14 protein-coding genes are annotated in these 19633 nt (G+C 69.5%); 3 read left to right on the top strand and 11 right to left on the bottom strand.

The annotated features are described in order from the left end of the window. Positions 1-12: 12 nt before the first annotated feature. The 7 genes from asnB to B1991_RS02905 are packed head-to-tail and all read right to left on the bottom strand — an operon-like array spanning position 13 to position 11586. Positions 13-2052 (bottom strand): asparagine synthase (glutamine-hydrolyzing), encoded by a 2040-nt coding sequence (gene asnB, locus B1991_RS02935; RefSeq protein WP_136257215.1) that lies wholly within the window; start codon positions 2050-2052, stop codon positions 13-15. Next, the gene (locus tag B1991_RS02930; RefSeq protein ID WP_168709565.1) at positions 2040-3179 is read right to left on the bottom strand and encodes a glycosyltransferase family 4 protein; all 1140 of its coding nucleotides are present in this window, start codon (positions 3177-3179) and stop codon (positions 2040-2042) included. The genes asnB and B1991_RS02930 overlap by 13 nt, the downstream gene beginning before the upstream one ends. Then, on the bottom strand, positions 3176-4417 hold the full coding sequence (locus B1991_RS02925) for an O-antigen ligase family protein (protein WP_136257213.1): 1242 nt from the start codon (positions 4415-4417) through the stop codon (positions 3176-3178). Before B1991_RS02925 ends, B1991_RS02930 begins: the two co-directional genes overlap by 4 nt. Continuing rightward, a complete protein-coding gene (locus B1991_RS18840) occupies positions 4414-6717 on the bottom strand; it encodes a glycosyltransferase (protein WP_210772082.1) in 2304 nt (767 codons plus the stop codon). The genes B1991_RS02925 and B1991_RS18840 overlap by 4 nt, the downstream gene beginning before the upstream one ends. Continuing rightward, positions 6714-8072, bottom strand: coding sequence for a lipopolysaccharide biosynthesis protein (locus tag B1991_RS02915; protein ID WP_168709564.1), 1359 nt, complete (start codon positions 8070-8072; stop codon positions 6714-6716). Before B1991_RS02915 ends, B1991_RS18840 begins: the two co-directional genes overlap by 4 nt. A 29-nt stretch (positions 8073-8101) precedes the next feature. After that, positions 8102-9361: a phosphotransferase gene (locus tag B1991_RS02910; RefSeq protein WP_136257210.1), complete on the bottom strand. Its 1260-nt coding sequence runs from the start codon at positions 9359-9361 to the stop codon at positions 8102-8104. Further along, positions 9358-11586 carry a polysaccharide biosynthesis tyrosine autokinase gene (locus tag B1991_RS02905; RefSeq protein WP_246031037.1) on the bottom strand — a complete coding sequence of 743 codons (2229 nt, stop codon included), beginning with the start codon at positions 11584-11586 and terminating at the stop codon, positions 9358-9360. Before B1991_RS02905 ends, B1991_RS02910 begins: the two co-directional genes overlap by 4 nt. Positions 11587-12293: 707 nt before the next feature. Between B1991_RS02905 and B1991_RS02900 the strand changes: the two genes are divergently transcribed. The 3 genes from B1991_RS02900 to mutS all read left to right on the top strand — a co-directional run bounded on the left by B1991_RS02900 (position 12294) and on the right by mutS (position 17561). Next, positions 12294-13469, top strand: a complete 1176-nt coding sequence (locus tag B1991_RS02900; protein WP_246031036.1) for a polysaccharide biosynthesis/export family protein — start codon at positions 12294-12296, stop codon at positions 13467-13469. Positions 13470-13644: 175 nt separating this feature from the next. After that, on the top strand, positions 13645-14832 hold the full coding sequence (locus B1991_RS02895) for an MraY family glycosyltransferase (RefSeq protein ID WP_168709563.1): 1188 nt from the start codon (positions 13645-13647) through the stop codon (positions 14830-14832). Between the two features lie 155 nt (positions 14833-14987). Further along, the gene (mutS, locus tag B1991_RS02890; protein ID WP_136257207.1) at positions 14988-17561 is read left to right on the top strand and encodes a DNA mismatch repair protein MutS; all 2574 of its coding nucleotides are present in this window, start codon (positions 14988-14990) and stop codon (positions 17559-17561) included. 13 nt (positions 17562-17574) lie between these two features. On the opposite strand, the gene B1991_RS02885 is transcribed toward mutS, so the two are convergent. The 4 genes from B1991_RS02885 to B1991_RS02870 form a co-directional block, all read right to left on the bottom strand. Beyond that, positions 17575-18171, bottom strand: coding sequence for a response regulator (locus B1991_RS02885; RefSeq protein WP_425466644.1), 597 nt, complete (start codon positions 18169-18171; stop codon positions 17575-17577). A 113-nt stretch (positions 18172-18284) separates the two neighbouring features. Then, positions 18285-18677 carry an RNA-binding S4 domain-containing protein gene (locus tag B1991_RS02880; protein ID WP_136257206.1) on the bottom strand — a complete coding sequence of 131 codons (393 nt, stop codon included), beginning with the start codon at positions 18675-18677 and terminating at the stop codon, positions 18285-18287. Positions 18678-18682: 5 nt separating this feature from the next. Beyond that, positions 18683-19273 (bottom strand): response regulator, encoded by a 591-nt coding sequence (locus B1991_RS02875; protein ID WP_136257205.1) that lies wholly within the window; start codon positions 19271-19273, stop codon positions 18683-18685. Between the two features lie 81 nt (positions 19274-19354). Continuing rightward, positions 19355-19633, bottom strand: a 279-nt coding sequence (locus tag B1991_RS02870) for an AEC family transporter (RefSeq protein WP_210772081.1), incomplete at its 5' end; no start/stop codon positions are given.

The raw sequence follows: 19633 nt of genomic DNA, 5'->3' as shown, positions 1-19633 counted from the left end.
CGCCGTGCCACGTCAAAAGCCCGCCGGCGCGTGCGTGCCGCACGCGGTCGCGACCGCTTCGCGCGGGCGCGCGTCCGGCCGCCGGGTTTCCCGCAGCCAGGCCTGGAACATCAGCACGTCCCACAGCCGGCCGCCCTCGTGCACCCGCCCCGCCAGGTGGTCGGCGAACATGGCGCGCACGTACTCGGGTTCGAAGTAGCCCTCCTCGCGCAGCCGCGCCGGCTCCAGCAATGCTTCGGCCCATTCGCGCAGCGGCCCGCGCAGCCACTCGCCCATCGGCACGCCGAAGCCCTTCTTGGGGCGGTCGATCAGCGCGCGTGGCACGTGCCGGTACAGCACCTGGCGCAACAGCCACTTGCCCTCGCCGCCGCGCACTTTCTGCCGCATCGGCACACGCCAGGCGAACTCGGCCACGCGGTGATCCAGCAGCGGCACGCGCGCTTCCAGGCTCACCGCCATGCTGGCGCGATCGACCTTGGTCAGCACGTCGCCCGGCAGGTAGCTGACCAGGTCGCTGTACATCATGCGCTCGAACACTTCCCGCACCTGCGGCCCCAGCACGGGGTGGCTCAGCTCGGTCGGCGGCTCCTCGGCGTGCAGCACCACGCGGGCGGGATCGCGCAGGTGCGACATCAGCAGGCGATAGCGCTGCTCCTGCGGCCCGGCATCGAGCATGCTGGCGAGCACGCTGATCTTGGAGCGCGGCCGCCTCAGGCGAATGCGCGCCGGTACGCAGCGGTTGGCGCCGGCGAGCAGCGACTCGTAGAAACCGGGGCGATGCGACAGCGAGTGCGCGAAGCGCCGCTGCAATCCCGCCGGCATCCAGTCCAGGCCGCGCTCGATCGCGCGCGCCTTGAAATAGCGTTCGTAGCCGCCGAACAGCTCGTCGCCGCCGTCGCCGGAGAGGCTCACCGTCACTTGACCCCGCGCCAGCCGCGACAGCAGGTAGGTCGGTATCTGCGACGAATCGGAGAACGGCTCGTCGAACATCGACGGCAGCTTCGGCACCACGTCCAGCGCGTCGCGCGCGGTCACGTACAACTCGTGGTGCTCGGTGCCCAGGTGTTCGGCCACCGCGCGGGCGTAACCCGCTTCGTCGTAGCCCTTCTCGTGGAAGCCGATGGAGAAGGTCTGCACCGGCCGCATCGACTGCGCCTGCATCAGCGCCACCACCAGCGAGGAATCCACGCCGCCGGAGAGGAACGCGCCCAGCGGCACGTCGGCCTCCATGCGCAGGCCGACCGCGTCGAGCAGGAGTTTCTCCAGCTCGTCGGTGGCCGCGGCATCGGAGAGATGCAGGCGGTCGGCCACGCCGGCCTGCGCGACCTCGCGGGCCGACCAGTAGGTTTGCACCCGCGTCGCGAGCGTCGCCGCGTCGACGCGCGAGGCGGCCATCCCCTGGTCCATGCGCAGCCACGTGCCCGGCGGCAGCTTGCGGATGCCCCGGTAAATGGCATGCGGTGCGCCGATGTAGTTGTGCCGCAGCAGCAGGCACAGCGCGTCGCGGTCGACCGGGTTGGCGAACCGCGGGCAGCGCCGCAGCGCCTTCAGCTCGGAACCGAACACGAACAGCGAACCCACCCAGCCGTAATAGAGCGGCTTGATGCCGAGCCGGTCGCGGACCAGCGTGAGCGTGCGCTCGCGGCGATCCCACAGCGCGAACGCGAACATGCCCACGAAGCGCTTGACCGCCGCCTCCAGTCCCCACTGCTCGACCGCCGCCAGCATCACCTCCGTGTCCGAGTGCCCGCGGAACGTCGCGCCGAGCGGCGCCAGCTCGCGGCGCAGGTGGTGGTGGTTGTAGACCTCGCCATTGAACACGATCACGTAACGCCCGCTGGCCGAGGCCATCGGCTGGTGGCCGCCCGGCGTCGGGTCGATCACGGACAGCCGCCGATGGCCGAGCGCCACGCCGGCCGCGGCATCCTGGTAATGGCCGTCGTCGTCCGGGCCGCGATGGCTCAGCGCATCGGTCATGCGTCGCACGATGGCGCCGCCGTCTTCGGCGGAGAAGGCGTGGGAGGCATCCCAGAATCCGGCTATTCCGCACATGCTGGTTGCTCCTGCACGATGGACGAATACAGATCGGCGTAACGCCGCGTGCGCAATCGGGCGGTGTAGTTGTCGACGATGCGCTGGCGCGCGCGGAGGCCCAGCTGGCGCCGCTCGCGCGGTGGCAGCGCGGCCAGGCGCGCCCAGCCGGCACTGAGCGCGGCGGAATCGCGCGCCGGTACCACCACGCCGGTGTCGGCCACGATCAGCGGCACGTCGCCCACGTCGGTGGCCACGCACGGCACGCCGCAGGCCATCGCCTCGGCCACGGCGTTGGGAAACGCCTCGCCGCGCGAGGCCAGCGTGGCGATGTCGAACGCCGCGTTGATCGCCGGGATGTCCTGGCGCCGGCCGAGCAGGCGCACGTGCTCGCGCAGTTGCAGAGCGTCGATCTGCCCGACGAGTTCCGTGTTCGTGACGGTCGCGCCATCGCCGACCAGCACGAACACGCTGTCGGGATGGCTTGCCCGGAACCGCTTCGCTGCGTGCAGGAAGTTGCCGTGATCCTTGGTCGGATGCACGCGCGCCACCATGCCGATCACCAGGCCATCGCCCGTCACCGCCAGCTCCTCGCGGATGCGCGCGCGCGCCGCCGGATCCGGCACCAGCACGCTGGTGTCGTAACCGTTGGGAATCACCACCGTGCGCGAGCGGCTGAAGCCGTAGTCCTCGTGCTGCGAGGCGCTGAGCTGCGAGGCGTACAGCACGCGGCTGGGCCGCGTCGAGAACACCGCGTTGAGGCGAATCACCACGCGGGTGAGCGGCTTGTCGGTCGCCAGGTCGGTCAGCGAATGGTGCACGCTCCACAGGTGCGGCACGGACTGCCCCCACAGCGCCAGCGAGGTGAGCAGGTGCGCGTGGTACATCCACGCATGGACCAGGTCGGCCGACTCGTGCGCCAGCAATCGCCGCAGCCGCATCACGTCGCCGGGGCCGGCGCGGCCGGAGCGGATACCCATGTGGTGCACCCGCGCGGACCTGGCCAGGCGCGCGCTCAGCGCCCCTTCGCCGCCCAGCGCCACCACCACATGCCGGTATGCCGGCGCCGGCAATGATTCGAGCAGGCGGCACAGCGCGATCTCGGCGCCGCCGGCGTTCAAGCCGGTGATGACGTGGCAGATCTTCATGCCGGCACCCCCACGCGGGGCGATGCCAGCCATCGCGCCACCGCGAGCTCGCGTTTCTCCAGTGCCTGCCGCGCAAGCATGAAGCTGATGACGAGGATGATCGTCGGGCTTTCCAGCAGGTTGTGCGAGAAGAAGCTGGCGATCACCAGCTGCAGCACCAGCACGCGCTGCAGCCCCGACGTGGCCCGCCACAACACGACCAGCAAGGCCAGGTAGAAGGCCAGCCCGAACACGCCGCCTTCGACCAGGAAGCGCAGGTACATGTCGTGCGGTCCGACCGGGAACGCCCACTCGTAGACATAGCCGCTGCCATGCCCGAACAGCGGGCTCTGCGCCGCCTCGTGCAGCGAGAACCAGACCAGGTCCATGCGGGTGGCGGCCGAATCGCCCGACAGCGAGGAGCCGCCCACGCCCATGCGCGCCAGCGTGTTCGGATCGAGATAGCGGGCGAACGAGGTACCGGCCAGCAGTTCGCCCAGCTCGCCGCTGAACAGCGACAGCAGGATGCCGATGCCGGCCAGCGCGGACAGCGTCATCACGGCGAGCTTCCACTTCGCGCCGTGCGTGCGATCGTGCCGGCCCAGCCAGATCAGCGCCACGCCCCACATGATCCACGCCGACCGCGAGAACGTGACCAGCACGCCGACGCCGCACACCAGCACGAACAGCCAGCGCAGGCGCGCCGGCACGCTGTCCATGCCGCACAACATCACCAGCGCGAGCGCGTAGCCGGCCACGTTGGGGTTGATGTACAGCCCGGCCGCGCGCCCGGGCACGTTGGAGAACCGCGGATGGATGAAATCGAGCAGGTTCATGCCGGTGGCGAACAGGGCCAGCAGCAGGAACATCCCGCCCAGCATGTGCAACCGCCGCGGATGCACCATCAGCGTGGCGAACGCCATGCCGATCGCCACCATCTCGATCAGGGTGACCAGCGCCTGCAACGCCGTGTGGCTCTGCGAGGATTCCAGGAAGATCAGCACGCCATACACGATGTAGAGCAGCAACCAGATGACGAAGCGGCGCGTGCCGCCGTCGCGCAGGATGGCCAGCGACTGCGCCGCGGCGCCCTGGGCCACCGCATAGAGGGAGGCAAAGCCGATCACCGCGAGGTAGGAATAGAGCGGCTTCAGGCCGTGCGTGGTGAACAGGAAATCGCTGGCATCGCTGCCGAACCACAGCACGAAGGCTGCCAGCAGCAGGTCCACCGGCGTGCGCGGCAGGAAGCGGGCGTTCATGGCGTCACCCCGCCCAGCGTGCAATGGCGGCGATGCACCTCTTCCAGCACCCGCTCCGAATGGCCGACCAGCCGGGCGGTGCTGAACTGGTCGACGACGCGTGCGCGGGAGGCGCGCGCCGCCACGAGCGGATCGCGCGCCATCCGCTCGCGCATCCGCGCGATGCCGTCGCGCAGCGCCGCCGGCTCGCCGGCCGGCACGACGATGCCGGTGTCCCCGACCAGGTGCGCCGAATCGCCGACGTCGGTGACCACGCATGGCCGCCCGCAGGCCATCGCCTCGGCGACCACGTTGGAGAAGCCTTCGCCGCGCGAAGAGGACGCCAGGATGTCGATCGCACTGTAGGCCGCGACCATGTCCTCGCACGGGCCGGCCCAGACCAGCCGCTCGGCCAGCCCCAGCTCGCGCGCCAGTGCCTGCAGTTGCCCGGCGTAACCCGCATCGCCGCCGCCGACGCAGACGAAACGCCAGCGCGCGTCGTGCGCCAGCCCCGCAACCGCCCGCAGGAAAGTCGGATGGTCCTTCATCGGATCGAGCCGCCCGACCAGCCCCACCAGCAACGCGTCGTCGGGCACCTCCCACGCGCGCCGCATCCGCATGCGGGAGGCTGCGTCGAAGCGGAAACGCCCGGTGTCGATGCCGTTGGCGATCACCACCAGCCGGTCGGCGGGATAACCCTGCGCGCCATGCAGCGTGGAGCCGGCGTGCGAGTTGAAGATGATCCGGTCCGCGCGGCGCGCCATGCGGCAACTCAGCGCAAAGGTGGCGCGCGACATCCAGTCGTAGCGCTGCCGGTCGATGAACGAGGAGCGCACGCCCCAGACCACGCGCGAACCCGGGCTGGCCAGCGGCGCAAGCAGCGACAGCAGATTGCCGACGGTGAGATAGCCATGCACGATGTCCGGCCGGTACTGGCGCAAGGCGCGCGCCAGCCGCCACAGGAAACCGGCCACGTCCCAGCGCCCGCGCTTGTGCAGGTCGATGATCGGCACCCCGTCGCGCTCCAGCTCGCGCTGGAACGGACCGCCTGCGTAGAAGCAGGCCACCGCCACCTCCCAGCCGTCGCGGCGCAGGCCGGTCGCCAGCGTCGCCAGCTGCCGCTCGGCGCCGCCGCGCCCGAGCGAGCGGATCAGGAACAGCACCCGCGGCTTGCGCGCGCCGTCCGCGCCGATCGACGGCACATTCCCGCGCACGTGCACCGGGCGCGGCGTCGCCACGCGCGTCACCAGCGACTGCCAACGGGCGAACACCGAGGCCAGCGAATGGGTGTGGCGCACCTCGATGGCGCGTGCGCCAAGGCGCCGCCGCAGCGCCTCGTCGTGCATCAGCGTGCCGAGCGCGGCGGCCAGCGCGGGCGCATCGGCCACCGGCACCAGCCAGCCGTTGCTGCCGTGCTCGATGATCTCGCGCGGGCCGGTCTCGCAATCGGTGCTGACGCAGGCCAGGCCCAGCGACATTGCCTCCAGCAGCACATTGGGCATGCCCTCGAAACGCGAGGAGAGCACGAAGATGTCGGCCTCGCGCATCGCGCCGGCGAGGTCGTCGTCGAACCCGGCCAGCTCCACGCAGGCGTCGAGGCCGAGTCGCTCGATCTGCTCGCTCAGCGACGCACGCATCGAGCCTTCGCCGGTGATGCGCAGACGCCAGTCCGGGTGCGTCGCGGCGAGCGCGGCCCAGGCATCGATCAGGATGTCGAAGCCCTTCTGCGCCTCCAGCCGGCCGGACGCCAGCACGACCCGCCCCGGCCCGCGCGGGGTTCGCCGCGCGCCGGCCAGCGGCAGCTCGCGCACCGGGTTGGGGATCACCTCGACCGGACGTTGCAGGCGCGCCTCCAGGTCGTCGGCGCCGCGGCGCGTCTGCGCCACCACGGCGGCGGCGCGACGGCAGAGCATGCGGTACAGCAGCCGCCAGGCCGCCCGCGGCGGATGCGCCGCGACGAACACCCGCTCCGAAACGATCACCGGCACGCGCCAGCCGGTGACGGCAAGCACCACCATCAGGTTGGTGGTGGTGGTGAAGCTGACGATGGCATCGGGCTGCGCCGCGCGCAGCGCATGGCGCAGCGCGCGCAGCCGCAGCACGTTGTTGCGCAGCGCCGCCAGCGCATGCGGCGAGGGCGCCGCCACGTCCAGCCCCACCCGCTGCACCGCCGCATGCAGCGGGTACTTGTCGCCGGCGCTGGGCGCCAGCGTGATCAGGGTCACGGCCGCGCCGTCGGCCACCCATGCATTGGCCAGCGCAGCCATCACGCGCTCGGCGCCGCCGCCGCCCATCGTCGGAATGACCAGTGCCAGCCTCATCGCGGCAACTCCTTTCCCGGCACGCCGAAGATCGACGGATCGATGCCCAGCCGCGCGCGCACCGTGCGCCATGCGAGCCCGCGCCAGACCAGCAGCGACGCCACCGCGCCGATCGCCGCGCCGGTCGCGCCGAGGCTCGGCACCAGCAGCCACGCCACCGCCGCGTTGGCCGCCACGCCCACCAGCACCAGCATCGAGGCCCGCCGCTGGAACCTGGTCATCGACAGCATGAAGCCGACCTCGCCCAGCGACGTGGTGGCGCAGTAGCCGCACAGCAGGATCAGCAAGGGCACATAGGCCGCGTCGAAACCCGGGCCGAACAGCCCCAGCAGCCAGTGCCCGGCGACGCCGAAGCCCAGGCTCACGGCGAGCGCACCGGCGAAGGAGAAACGCGCCGCGCGGGTGGCCACCAATTGCAGCCCGCCCATGTCGTGCGCGTCGTAGCGCTCGGCGATCATCGGCGCGAGCACCACGTTGGCCGCGCTCTGCGCGAACAGCGCAAAGCCGGCCATGCGCACCGCGGCGTAATACGGGCCGACGTCGCCGGGACCCATCAACGCGCCGAGGATGAGCACGTCCAGGCGGCTGCCTGAGACCGCGATGATCGACAGCATCGACATCTGCGAGCCGACGGCCAGCCAGCGGCGGATTTCGTAGGTGGGTGCCGCCGCCCTGCCCGCCTCGGGCCAGCTGCGCTGCAGGTGCCGCGCCGAGCCGGCCAGCGCCAGCGCCGCCGCCGCCAGCGACGCGGCCGCCGCCCACGGCGCATCGATCTCGCGCACGCTCGACACCAGCACGCCGAGCAGCACGATCAGCAGCAGCGGACGCCCCAGCGTCTGATACAGCCCGCTGACCACCGGTCGCTTGAACGCCCGGTGCAACGCGCCGCTCTGCTGCAACTGGGTCAACACCGGCAACATCGCGAAGCCGATGTAGAACGTGTGCCGCCAGCTCGCGCTCTGGTCCGCGCCGAGCACGTGCACCACCACGCAGCCGCCCAGCGCGATGCAGCAGCTGGTGGCCAGCACGATCATGCCGACGCCCCGCCGCAGGCCGCGCACCTTGCCCCACGCACCTTCGCGGATATAGGACGGCAGCAGCCGGATCATGCTGATGTCCTGGCCGGCCTGCGCGATCACCGCCAGCACGCTGACCCAGCTGAACATCAGCGCGTAGACGCCGAACTCGTGCCGCCCGATCACCCGCGCCATCACCAGGTTGGCCAGAAAACTCAGCCCGGTGCCGCCGATGGTGACGAGGAACGCACCGGAGGCGCCGCGCTTGAGCAGCTGCAGGCTGGATGCGTGCAGCGCCGGCAGCGAACCGATCGTGCGGGCGGCGGCGGTGTCGTTCATGGCTTCCATCGAGGCATCCCCGGACGCGCTCACGAGGCGGACGCCCGGGCCAGCAGCGCATCGAGAGTGCGCGCGGCCTCGTCGGCACCGCTCCAGTTCAATTCGGCGTCCGCCTGCGACGGCTGTCGCTCCGCGCCGCGCAACGCCTGCACGCAGTGGAAGGCGATCAGGCGTCGATTGGCCTCGTTGCGCGAGCGTCCCAGCTCGCCCGTCAACCGTTGTTCGAGCGCCTGCGCCCGCGCGGCCGGCGCATCGCCGCCCAGCCGTGCCACCGCGTCGAGCAGGCAGATCAGGTCGTGGTCGGCCGGATACGCAGCGCCGGCATATTCCCAGTCGAAGACGCACAGGCGGCTGTCCTGCCGAAAACAGTTGACCGGCGTGAAGTCGCCATGCGCCAGGCCGCGGGAGGCGATCAGCGGCGGCTCCGCCGCCAGCACCGCCATCGCGCGATCGAGGCGTTGTCGCCATGGCGGCGCCAGCGCGTCGCCGAGTTGCGCAAGGCGCGCGTTCCATTCGTCCAGCAGCGAGGCTCCGCTGCGGGCCCATGACGACGCCGTGCGCGCAGCCAGTTCCTGCAGGAAATCCAGGTGCAATGCATCGAGGTCGATCAGGCAGCGGGCGGCCGGCGTCCGCACCGCATCGGTGGCGAGGATCGCGGTGTCGCCGCGCACTTCGCTGCGCAACACGCACGGCAGCCACGCCGAGCGCAGGTCCATCGCCGCGAGCAGGCGCAACATCTGCGCCTCGCGCTGCAGCAGGACCTGCACTGCCGGCACGAGCGATACCTTCGCGTAGGCGCGGATGTGTCCGGCGTCGTCCATCAGCTGCACGCTCAGCTTGCGGTGCGGGCCGGGCGTGCCGGTCAGGAAGGCGCCATGGCGGGCGCCGGCATCCGCCATCCGCGCGAGGTCGCCCACCCCGGAAACATGCACCTTGTGCGGCAACAGGGGCGCCAGCCCCAGTCGCGCGCCCACGCTGGCCACGTCCTTGATCGCGCGCGGCATCCACCGCACCGGCTGCACCAGCGCCAGCGCACCGGCGCTGACCGCACGCGGACGCAGCGGCAGCAGGAAGAAGCGCGAACCGGTGCGGCCTGACAACACGCCGTATGGCGCGGAACCGGCATGCGGTTGCGCGCCCACGCGCAGCCCGACCGCCTCCATCTCCCGCACCGCGGCGCGGAAAGACGTGTCGGCGCCGAAACCCGGCCGGCGGCGCGAGCCCGACGCGTGGCGGTTCGACGGCCGCGGCACCGGCTCAGCCAAGTCGCTGGTCTCGGCGCGGATCATTGGGCAAAGCCGTATCCGAGGAACCCGTAGGTGGAAAAGCCGCTGCTGCGCTTCTCCATGCCGTTGAACACCACGCCCTTGATCGTCACGCCGGCCTGGCGGAAGCGCTGCATGGCCAGCTCGACCTCGCGCGACTGGTTGAGCCCGTAGCGCACCACCAGCAGGCTGGTGCCCACGTGATGGCCGATGATTGCCGCGTCGGTCACCGCCAGGATCGGCGGGCTGTCGATCACCACCAGGTCATAGGCCGGCGAAAGCCGCCGCAGCAGCGCGCCGAAGTACGGCTGCATCAGCAGCTCCGAGGGATTGGAGGGCTTGTTGCCGCGCGGGATGAAATCCAGCTCGCCGCCCAGCCCGGTGATCGGGCGGATGGCTTCGGGCACCTCCAGCTCGCCGGCCAGCAGCTCGGACAGGCCGCCGTCCGCGCGCACGCCGAGCACCTGGTGGAGGTCGCCGTCGCGCATGTTGGCGTCGATCAGCAGCACGCGCAGGCCCGCCTGCGCATTGACTGCCGCCAGGTTGGACGAAACGAAGGTCTTGCCCGCCTGCGAGCTGGAGCCGCAGACCATCAAGCGGTTGTCGCTGGCGCCGAGCTGGGTGAAGCGCATGCTGGTGCGCAGGCTGCGCATGGCCTCGGACGCCACGTCGTCCGGGGCGGCCAGCGCCAGCAGCGCGGAGCGACCCTTGCCGAGCAGGCGCCGACGATGCTGCGACAGCTCGATCTGCTGCTCGCTCAACGGAATCGCGGAATACACCTCCACGCCGAGCTGCTCGATCTCGGCCGGGTCTTCGAGGCCGCGCCGGAACATCTGCTGCAGGAAGATGTATGCCATCGCGAGGAACGCGCCGATGAAGGCGCACCCCATCAGGGTGAGCAGCTTGCGCGGCTTGGCCGGGTGGGTGATGTCGACCGAGGGCGCATCCACCACGCGCGCGGTGCCCACCGTGCCCGCCTGCGCCAGTTCGAGTTGCTGCGCCTCGTTGAGCAGCCCGGTATAGGTGTTGTTGAGCACCTGCACGTCGCCGGTGAGGCGCAGCAGCTGCCGCTGCGTGTCGGGGAACGTGGTCATCCGCTTGTCGATCGCGGCGCGCTGCGCCTGCAGCTGCCCGATCTGCTGCATGATCGCCTTGTAGGCCGGATGCTGCGGCGTGTACAGGCGCTGCACCTGCGCCTTCTGGATGTTGAGCTGGTCGATGTTGTTGTTGATCGTGGCCATCTCGCTCAGCAGCGTCTGCGTCTGCATCGGCACATCCACCGAATGGGCCTTGAGCTGGAACGCGGCCAGCGCGGCCTGGGCGTCGGCCAGCTTCTTTTTCACGTCGGGCAGTTGCTGCTGAACGAACTTCAGGCTGCTGGACGCCTGCGCCGAATTGCGCCCCACGTTTTGCGCCAGGAACGCGCTGACCACGTGCTCAAGCACCTTGACCGCCTTGTGCGGGTCGGCGCTGTCGTAGGCCAGCGAGATGATGTTGGAGCCCTGCACCGGCTGGCTGGTGGAGATCGCCTGCTGGATGCCGGCGATCGTGGTCACCTCGTCGTTGCGCACCACGTGGAAGCGCATGCCGGGGTTGGCGCGCATGCTCTTGACCAGCAGGGTCACGCCCGACCCGCTCGACACGCGTCCGACGTGGCCCTCCAGCAGCTGCATCCCCGGCGAGAGCGGCACGTCGCTGTCCTCGGTCAGCACATAGCTGCCGTCCGGGCCGGCGGTCAGCGTCATGCCCTCCCCCAGCAACCGGTCCGGCACGTCCAACTGCGGCATGTCCAGGTGCGCGCCGCCCCATCCATAACCGTTCAGGCCGAGCCAGGGCGCGTTGACCTCGCTGCCCGACGTCAGGTCATGCAACCGCGCGACCAGACCGCCGATCACCGGCACGCGATAGGGAGTGACGTCGATATAGAGATGCAGGTTGCGCACCGCCTCCCCCACCACCGACTGCGCGGTGAGGATCGCCTTGGCGTCGGCCGCCGCGGGGCTCGACGGGCTGCTTTGCTGGGTGCCCAGATTCAGTCCGGGCAAGCTGGGCGCCTGCTCCACCTGCACCATCGCCTTGGCCTCGTACTGCGGCGTCGCCACCAGCAGGTAGGCGAGCCCGATCGCGAGGGCGCCCAAGGTCGCCTTGATGATGAGCCACCTGTGATCCAGCAAGGTGCCCACCAAGGCACGGGGATCGATCTCGTCGTCGGGCTGGATCTGGATCGCGGGACCACTGATGGCTTTCACGGGACTCTCTCCGGGATGAAGCTGGACATGCGGACGCCACGGCGGACGGCCACGCCCGGGAACCGGCATTCGCCGGCATCGGCGACGCGATTACCCGGGCGCATCCACAGTGGATCTTTAAAATGTGAACGTTCCATATGAAACCATTATCCAATCATGCATTTCATGCAGAAGAAATTCCGGTTTGAAACGGATATTCACGTCATTCATGAATCAGACAAGTCGGTGCATTGATTCTCACCATCGAAACAAAATGCGACGCGCCAGCGCGCCGAATATCCGCCGTACCCGCGGGGGTTTTGCTGCCCCCATCCTTCGCTGCCGCACGAGGCCTCGATACGATGGGATTGACGCCATGGATGCCGGCTTTCGCTGCAGCCACAGCGCAATTTCTTGCGGCGCACCGCCTCGCGAGGGCCGGCGTGAAGGATGGAGCCACATGACGCGATGCGCCGTTGTCGAAGGGAACATTTGCGCGCGGCGCACCGCAATTGTCAACCCGAACATCGGCACTGAAACGTGAAATGCCGATGAAATGGTTCACTGCCGGGACATGTGAATGAACATGCAATAAATCCATGCACTGGACAAATCACCCGCGTCGCGGATTATTGGGCCGGCTCGATATTGCGTCAGTGCCATTATCCGATCCGAATGACAGGAGCAAATCCGACATGAACCGAGGTGCGCTTGCTGCAGTTCCGACGATGCCCCGCCGCCAGGCCCGCAACGACATCCGCCCGCAGGGCAAACGCGGCAGGGCGAGCGCCGCGGCCTCGCTCCGCAACGTGGCCTGCATGCTGCTGGTGGCGTCGCTCGCCGGCTGCGTCTGGGCGCCGGGGCAGTCGATGTCGAAGAGTTCGCTCGGCGGCGAAAACAGCTACGTGACGCTGGTACCGATCACGCCGAGCCTGGTCCAGACGCAACAGCAGGACGCGGCAGCCGACACGACCTCGGCGCTGCCGACGGCGCTGCTGGACTATCGCCCGGAAGCCTACCGGATCGGCCCCGGCGACACCTTGCACATCACCGTGTGGGACCACCCTGAGCTGACCTCGCCCGCCGGGCAACAACAGGAGACCGCCGCCAACGAGCGTCTGGTGCGGCCCGACGGCACCTTGTACTTCCCCTACGCCGGCGTGGTGAAGGTGGCCGGCATGACCATCGAGCAGGCGCGCCAGGCGATCACCTCGGGGCTGTCGCACTTCATCCGGGCGCCGCTGGTGGACGTGAGCGTCGCCGGCTACGGCAGTCAGCGCGTGGTGCTGGAAGGCGCCTTCGTCAAGGCCGGCGCACAGCCGGTGACCACGGTGCCGCTGACGCTGGGCGAGGCGATCGGCGTGGCGGGCGGCGTGGACAGCAAGGATGCCGACCTCTCCAACGTGGTGCTGACCCGCGGGGACGAGTCCTACCACCTCGACCTGAGTCCGTCGAACGACGGCAAGGCGCTGGCCCGCAAGATCTACCTGCGCCCGGGCGACCGCGTGTTCGTGCCGTTCAACTTCAACCAGGAGGTCTACGTGATGGGCGAAGTGCTGCGCCCGCAGGCGCTGCGCTTCAACACCTCCAACCTCACCCTGACCCAGGCGCTCGGACAGGCCGGCGGCCTCAACGAGGTCACCTCCAAGGGCATGGTCTACGTGGTGCGCGGCGCGCTGCACAAGGAGAACCCCGGCCAGCGGCCGACCGTGTACGAACTGGATGCGAAGTCCCCCGCCGCATTCGCGCTGGCCGACAGTTTCAAGGTGCAACCGGGCGACGTGGTGTTCGCCAGCGCGGCCGGCATCACTCGCTGGAATCGCTTCACCAGTCAGTTGCTGCCGCTCACCAGCGCCCTGAGCGCCACCGCGTCCAGCCAGTACTACCTCAACAACAGCAAATGACCGGGCTGGGCGGCGAAGGGTCGCGTTGCCGATCCTTCCCCGATGCGGCACCCCATCCACCGAGCGGTTCGCGTGGCATCTCGAACCGGCCGACCAGCGTCATCGAATGATGCAGCCACCCGTGCTTGCGAAAGCATCGAGGCTGCCGGCGACGCGAAGAACAAGCAGGATTGCCATGACCTTCGACCCGCGGATACTCGAAAGCTGCGCGATAGCCACCGGCGTGTCGGCAGTCTCGCTGATGGCGCTGCTGCCGCTCGGTCGCCGCCTGGGCCTGGTCGATCGCCCGGACCAGGGACGCAAGCGACACGCCTTCAGCACGCCGCTGGTCGGCGGCCTGGCCATCGCCATCGGCATGCTCGCCGGATGGTGGCACGCCGATGTCTTCACCCCATTCGAGGACGCCGTGATCTGGACCACGCTGATGCTGGTGGTGGTCGGCGTGGCCGACGACCTGCTCGATCTGCGCGTGGGGGTGCGCGTGGTCGCCGAGCTGGGCGCCATCGCCATCGTGGTGATCAAATCGGGTGTCTGCATCCGTTCGCTGGGCACGGTGCACGGCCACGAGCTCACCCTCGGCTGGCTGGGGATACCGTTCACGGTGGTCGCGGTGATCGGTCTGCTGAATGCGTTCAACCTCATCGACGGCATCGACGGATTGGCCGGCTGCCTGGCCCTGGTCGCCGCCGGCGGCATCGAGCTGCTCGGTCGTCACACCGGCTCGAACCTGCAGTTCGCCGCAGTGGCGGTGATCGCTGCCGCACTGGTGCCGTATCTGGCCGCCAATCTTGGTCTGTTCGGACGCGCCGGCAAGGTGTTCCTCGGCGATGCCGGCAGCGTCATGCTTGGCTACCTGCTGGCCTGGTCGCTGATAGGCATGAGCCAGGGCCAGCCGCGGCAGATCTCGCCCGGGCTGGTGCTGTGGTGCGTGGCGCTGCCCGTGTTCGACACCCTGACCGTGATGTTCCGCCGCCTGCACCGGGGCGAATCCCCGTTCACCGCCGATCGCGGCCACATCCATCACCTGCTGATGGATGCGGGCCTGAAATCCCGCGACACGCTGATCTGCCTGGTGGCGTTTGCCGCGCTCATGCCGGTACTGGGTCACGTCATCCACCAGCTTGCCGGCGCGCTGGCCAATGCGGTGGCCTTCGTCGTGCTGCTGGCCATGTACGCGTTGTTCACCGCGTACCTGGGCCAGCGGCAGGAGCTGAAACAACCCTCGCCGCGGATAGTCTCGCGCGCGCTCGCCGGCTCGAGAATGCCCGCGCGGCATCCCTCGCGCATGCGCCAGCGCGGCGGCGAAGGCGCGCAACGCGACGCGCAGCCGCGCGTCCAGCGCGGCACCGACCTGCCGACCTGAATCTCGGCACTGCGACGGCGCGTCTGCCGGCAGCCGCAGCGCGGGATCGCGCACGCCGTTACCATGGGCACGAACTCCGTGCCAGACTCGCGCCCCGGAATCCGGCCGCGGGCACGCCGCCGGCCGGGCGCCCGCTCCCCTTCAGATCCGATTGCATGAGTCACGACGACCACGCCAAACACACCCCGTTCATGCGCCAGTACCTCGCCGCCAAGGCCGAGCATCCTGACGTGCTGCTGTTCTTCCGCATGGGCGATTTCTACGAGCTGTTCTACGACGACGCGCGCAAGGCGGCGCGGCTGCTCGACATCACGCTGACCCAGCGCGGGCAGTCCGCGGGCGCGCCGATCCCGATGGCCGGCGTGCCGTACCACGCCGCAGAAAATTACCTGGCGCGACTGGTGCGCCTGGGCGAGTCGGTGGCGATCTGCGAGCAGATGGGCGACCCGGCGCTGGCCAAGGGCATCGTCGAGCGCAAGGTGGTGCGCGTGGTCACGCCCGGCACGGTGACCGATGCCGCGCTGCTGGAGGAACGCCGCGACAATCTCCTGCTGGCAATCGCCGCCGGCGCGCGCGGCGACTACGGGCTGGCCTGGGTCGACCTGTCCAGCGGCCGTTTCCTGCTCAGCGAAGTGCCGAACGCGGAGGCGCTGGCCGCCGAGCTGGCGCGGCTGCAGCCGGCCGAGACCCTGGTCGGCGAGGACGTGGCGTGGCCGAAGCTGGTCAGCGCCCTGCCCGGTTTGCGCAAGAGGCCGCCGTGGCATTTCGACAGCGATGCGGCGCGACGCGAACTGAACCGTTTCTTCGGCACCCACGACCTCGGTGGCTTCGGCGTGGACAAGCTGCAGCTGGCGGTCGCCGCTGCCGGTTGCCTGCTCGGCTACGTCGAGGAAACCCAGAAAAGCGCGTTGCCGCACCTCACCGGCATGGCGGTGGAAAGCGCCAGCGAGACGATCGCGCTGGACGCGGCCACGCGGCGCAACCTGGAGCTGGACACCCACCCGAGCGGGCGCACCGAACACACCCTGCTCGGCGTGCTCGACGAGACGGTGACGCCGATGGGCGCACGCCTGTTGCGCCGCTGGCTGACTCGCCCGCTGCGCTCGCGCGACGTGTTGCGCCGGCGCCACCAGGCAATCGGTACCCTGATCGACAGCCGCCGCAGCGAACCCCTGCGCGAACAGCTGCACGGCACCGGCGACCTCGAACGCATCCTCGCCCGCGTGGCGCTGCGCTCGGCGCGTCCGCGCGACCTGTCGACCCTGCGCGACGGCCTGCTGGCCGCGCCGGAATTGCAGCGGCGCATCGACGGCCTGGACAGTCCGCTGCTGCATGCCCTGGTCGAACGCATCGGCGACCACGCGGACACCGCCGCCCTGCTCGCCCGTGCCATCGTGGAACAGCCGCCGGTACTGCAGCGCGACGGCGGCGTGCTCGCCGACGGCTACGACGCGGAACTCGACGAACTGCGTCGGTTGTCCACCCACGCCGACCAGTACCTGGTCGAACTGGAAGAGCGCGAGAAAGCGGCCAGCGGCATCAGCACGCTCAAGGTCGGCTACAACCGCGTGCACGGCTACTACATCGAGATCAGCCGCGCGCAGTCGGACAAGGCACCCACCCATTACACGCGCCGGCAGACCACCAAGAACGCCGAGCGCTACATCACCGAGGAGCTCAAGGCGTTCGAGGACAAGGTGCTGTCGGCGAAGGAACGCTCGCTGATGCGCGAACGCGCGCTGTACGAGGCCTTGCTCGACACGCTCACCGAACGACTCGAACCGTTGAAGGCCGCCGCCGCCGCGATGGCCGAGCTGGACGTACTGGCCACCCTGGCCGAACGCGCCGAAGTACTGGACTGGAGTGCGCCGCAACTCACCGACGAGCCCGGCATCGCGATCGAGCGCGGCCGCCACCCGGTGGTCGAGAAAGTGCGCGACGAACCGTTCGAGCCGAACGACCTCAAGCTCGACGACACGCGCCGCATGCTCGTGATCACCGGCCCCAACATGGGCGGCAAGAGCACCTACATGCGCCAGAACGCGCTGATCGTGCTGCTCGCCCACATCGGCAGCTACGTGCCGGCGACCAGCGCGGTGATCGGCCCCATCGACCGCATCTTCACCCGCATCGGCGCCGGTGACGACCTGTCACGCGGCCAGTCCACCTTCATGGTGGAGATGAGCGAGACGGCGAACATCCTGCACAACGCCACCGCCGACAGCCTGGTGCTGATGGATGAGGTCGGCCGCGGCACCAGCACCTACGACGGCCTGTCGCTGGCGCGCGCCGCAGCGGTACATCTGGCCCGCCATTGTCGCGCGTACACCTTGTTCGCCACGCATTATTTCGAGCTGACCGAACTGGCCGGCGAGTTTCCGTCAATCGCCAACGTGCATCTGGACGCCGTCGAGTACGGCGAGCAACTGGTGTTCATGCACGCGGTGAAGGATGGTCCGGCCAACCGCAGCTTCGGCCTGCAGGTAGCCGCGCTGGCCGGCCTGCCGAAGTCGGTGATCGCTGACGCGAAACGTACGCTGGCCGAACTCGAACGTGGCATGCACCAGCACGCCAGCGCAGCGCCCGCTGCCGAAGCTTCACCACAACTGGGATTGTTCGCGCCGGCACAGCCCTCGGCCGCCCAGCGCGAGCTGGAACGCCTCGATCCGGATGCGCTGACGCCGCGTGAAGCGCTGGACGCGATCTATCGCCTCAAGTCGCTGGACTGAGCAGCGCGACAGGTCAGGCCACGCGATGCAGCGGCAGCGGCGGCTCGATGATCCCCGGCGTCCCCGCATCCGGCATGGCAATGTCGGGAATGCCGTCGAGCGCCTCCGCCGACAAGGCGGACAGCAGCGTGTTCACCGCCACCGAGGTGTCGCGGGCGGGCAGCCGGCCGTTGGCCACCAGGTTGCCGATGCGCTCGTACACGTCGTCGCGGTCGAACGGCTTTTTCATGAAGTCGTCCGCACCGTAGCGCTGCAGGTAGAACTGCTCGGTGGCCTGCTGGTTGCCGCTGATCATGATGATCGGGATGTCGCGGGTGGCAGGGTCGTGGCGCAGTGTGCGCAGCACGCTGAAGCCGTTCATGCCGGGCATCACCACGTCGAGGAAGATCAGCGCCGGCAACTCGCTGCGCGCCAGCTCGATCGCCGCGGCACCATCGGCCGCCTTCAGCGGGTGATAGCCATCCTGGCTCAGCATCTTGCCGAGCACGGCGCAGATCGTGGGCGAATCGTCCACCACCAGCATGCGTGCACCCTGCGTGGTCTGCACGTGCTGCGGCTCGACCGCATGCCCACCACCCAGCAGGCGCTTGATGAAGCCGATGCCACTGATTTCCATGCCTCTTCCCCGGATCGTGAGCGGCGCGCGGCGCGCCTCGTGGATACGAGTGCATGCTCGCGCAGACCCGCCAGACAATGTGCGACGCAGTACTCAGCCTGAACTTCTCAGCGCAAGTCCTTGATCTTTCGCAATTGCCGGCGTGCCTGCTTGTCGGGTCGATGCGCCGGATGATCGAGTGCCGCGCCGCTCAGGCGACGCTGTTCGCGCAGCGCCTCGCCGGCCTCGCGGCTGGCCTCGGTTTCGCGATACAGCAACTGCGCCTCGCTGGCTGGCCCGCGCCGCAAGGCGAGCGCGAGCACGTCCAGTTCCAGTCGCTCGTGACCACGACTGACCTGCAGCCGATCACCGACATGCACGGCGCGGGAAGGCTTGCAGCGCGCGCCACCGAGTTCCACCCGCCCCGCCTCGATCGCCGCGCGGGCGAGGCCGCGGGTCTTGTAGAAGCGTGCCGCCCAAAGCCAGATGTCGAGGCGCAGCTCGTGGCGTTCGTCCGGCATCAAGCTCAGGTCGTTTCGTCCGGAGGCGGCACCAGGTCCTGCGGATCGGGCATGGCGATATCCGGGATGGCCGCCTGTTCGTCGGCGCTGAGCGCGGGCTCGGCCGCCGCCACCGGCACGCTTTCGCGCGGTCGCACCACCAGGCGACCTGACTGGGTCAGGTGCTGCAGGCGCGCAAACACCTCGCCGCGCCCGAACGGCTTCTTCATGAAGTCGTCGGCGCCGAAGCGCTGCACGTAGAACTGCTCGGTGGCCTGCAGGTTGCCGCTGATCATCACGATCGGGATGTCGTGGGTGAGCGCCTCGCGGCGCAGCGCACGCAGCACGGCGAAGCCGTTCATGCCGGGCATCACGATGTCCAGGAAAATCAGGTCGGGCAATTCGCTGCGGGCCAGCTCGATCGCGCTCTCGCCGTCGGCCGCCTTGAACACCACGTGGCCGTCCTGGGTGAGCATCTTGCCCAGTACCGCGCGAATGGTCGGCGAGTCGTCGACGACCAGGATGTGCGCTTCCTTGGGCACGCCGCTGCGCGGCACCGCACGACGCTCGCCGTGTTCGTTGCCGAAAATCCGTCGTATCAGCTCAAAGCCGGACATGACGCGAGCCCCTTCCCCCAGGAAATCCCCGCCCAGTCTCGACGCAGCGCGGCCGCGACGCAAGCGTCCGCACGGCGCCGCTCACCACGCCGCGCCGACCATCAGATAGTCGGCCAGCGGCACGGTCAGCAGCGACAGCACGATGCCGGCGCCCAGCACGGTGTTGGCCAGCGCCGGATCGAGCTCGTATTCGTCGGCCAGGATCGCCGCCGACACCATCGGCGCCATCGCCGCCTGCAGCACGCCGACCGTGAGCACCAGGCCCTCCACGCCCGCCGCCGTGCCCAGCAACCAGCACAGCAGCGGCGCCAGCAGCAGCTTCCAGCCCAGCCCCCAGGCAGCCGCGCCGAGCTGGCGCTG

The organism is Rhodanobacter lindaniclasticus (assembly GCF_004799035.1).
Taxonomy (GTDB): Bacteria; Pseudomonadota; Gammaproteobacteria; order Xanthomonadales; family Rhodanobacteraceae; genus Rhodanobacter; species Rhodanobacter lindaniclasticus.
This window is presented reverse-complemented; position numbering and strand designations above follow the sequence as displayed.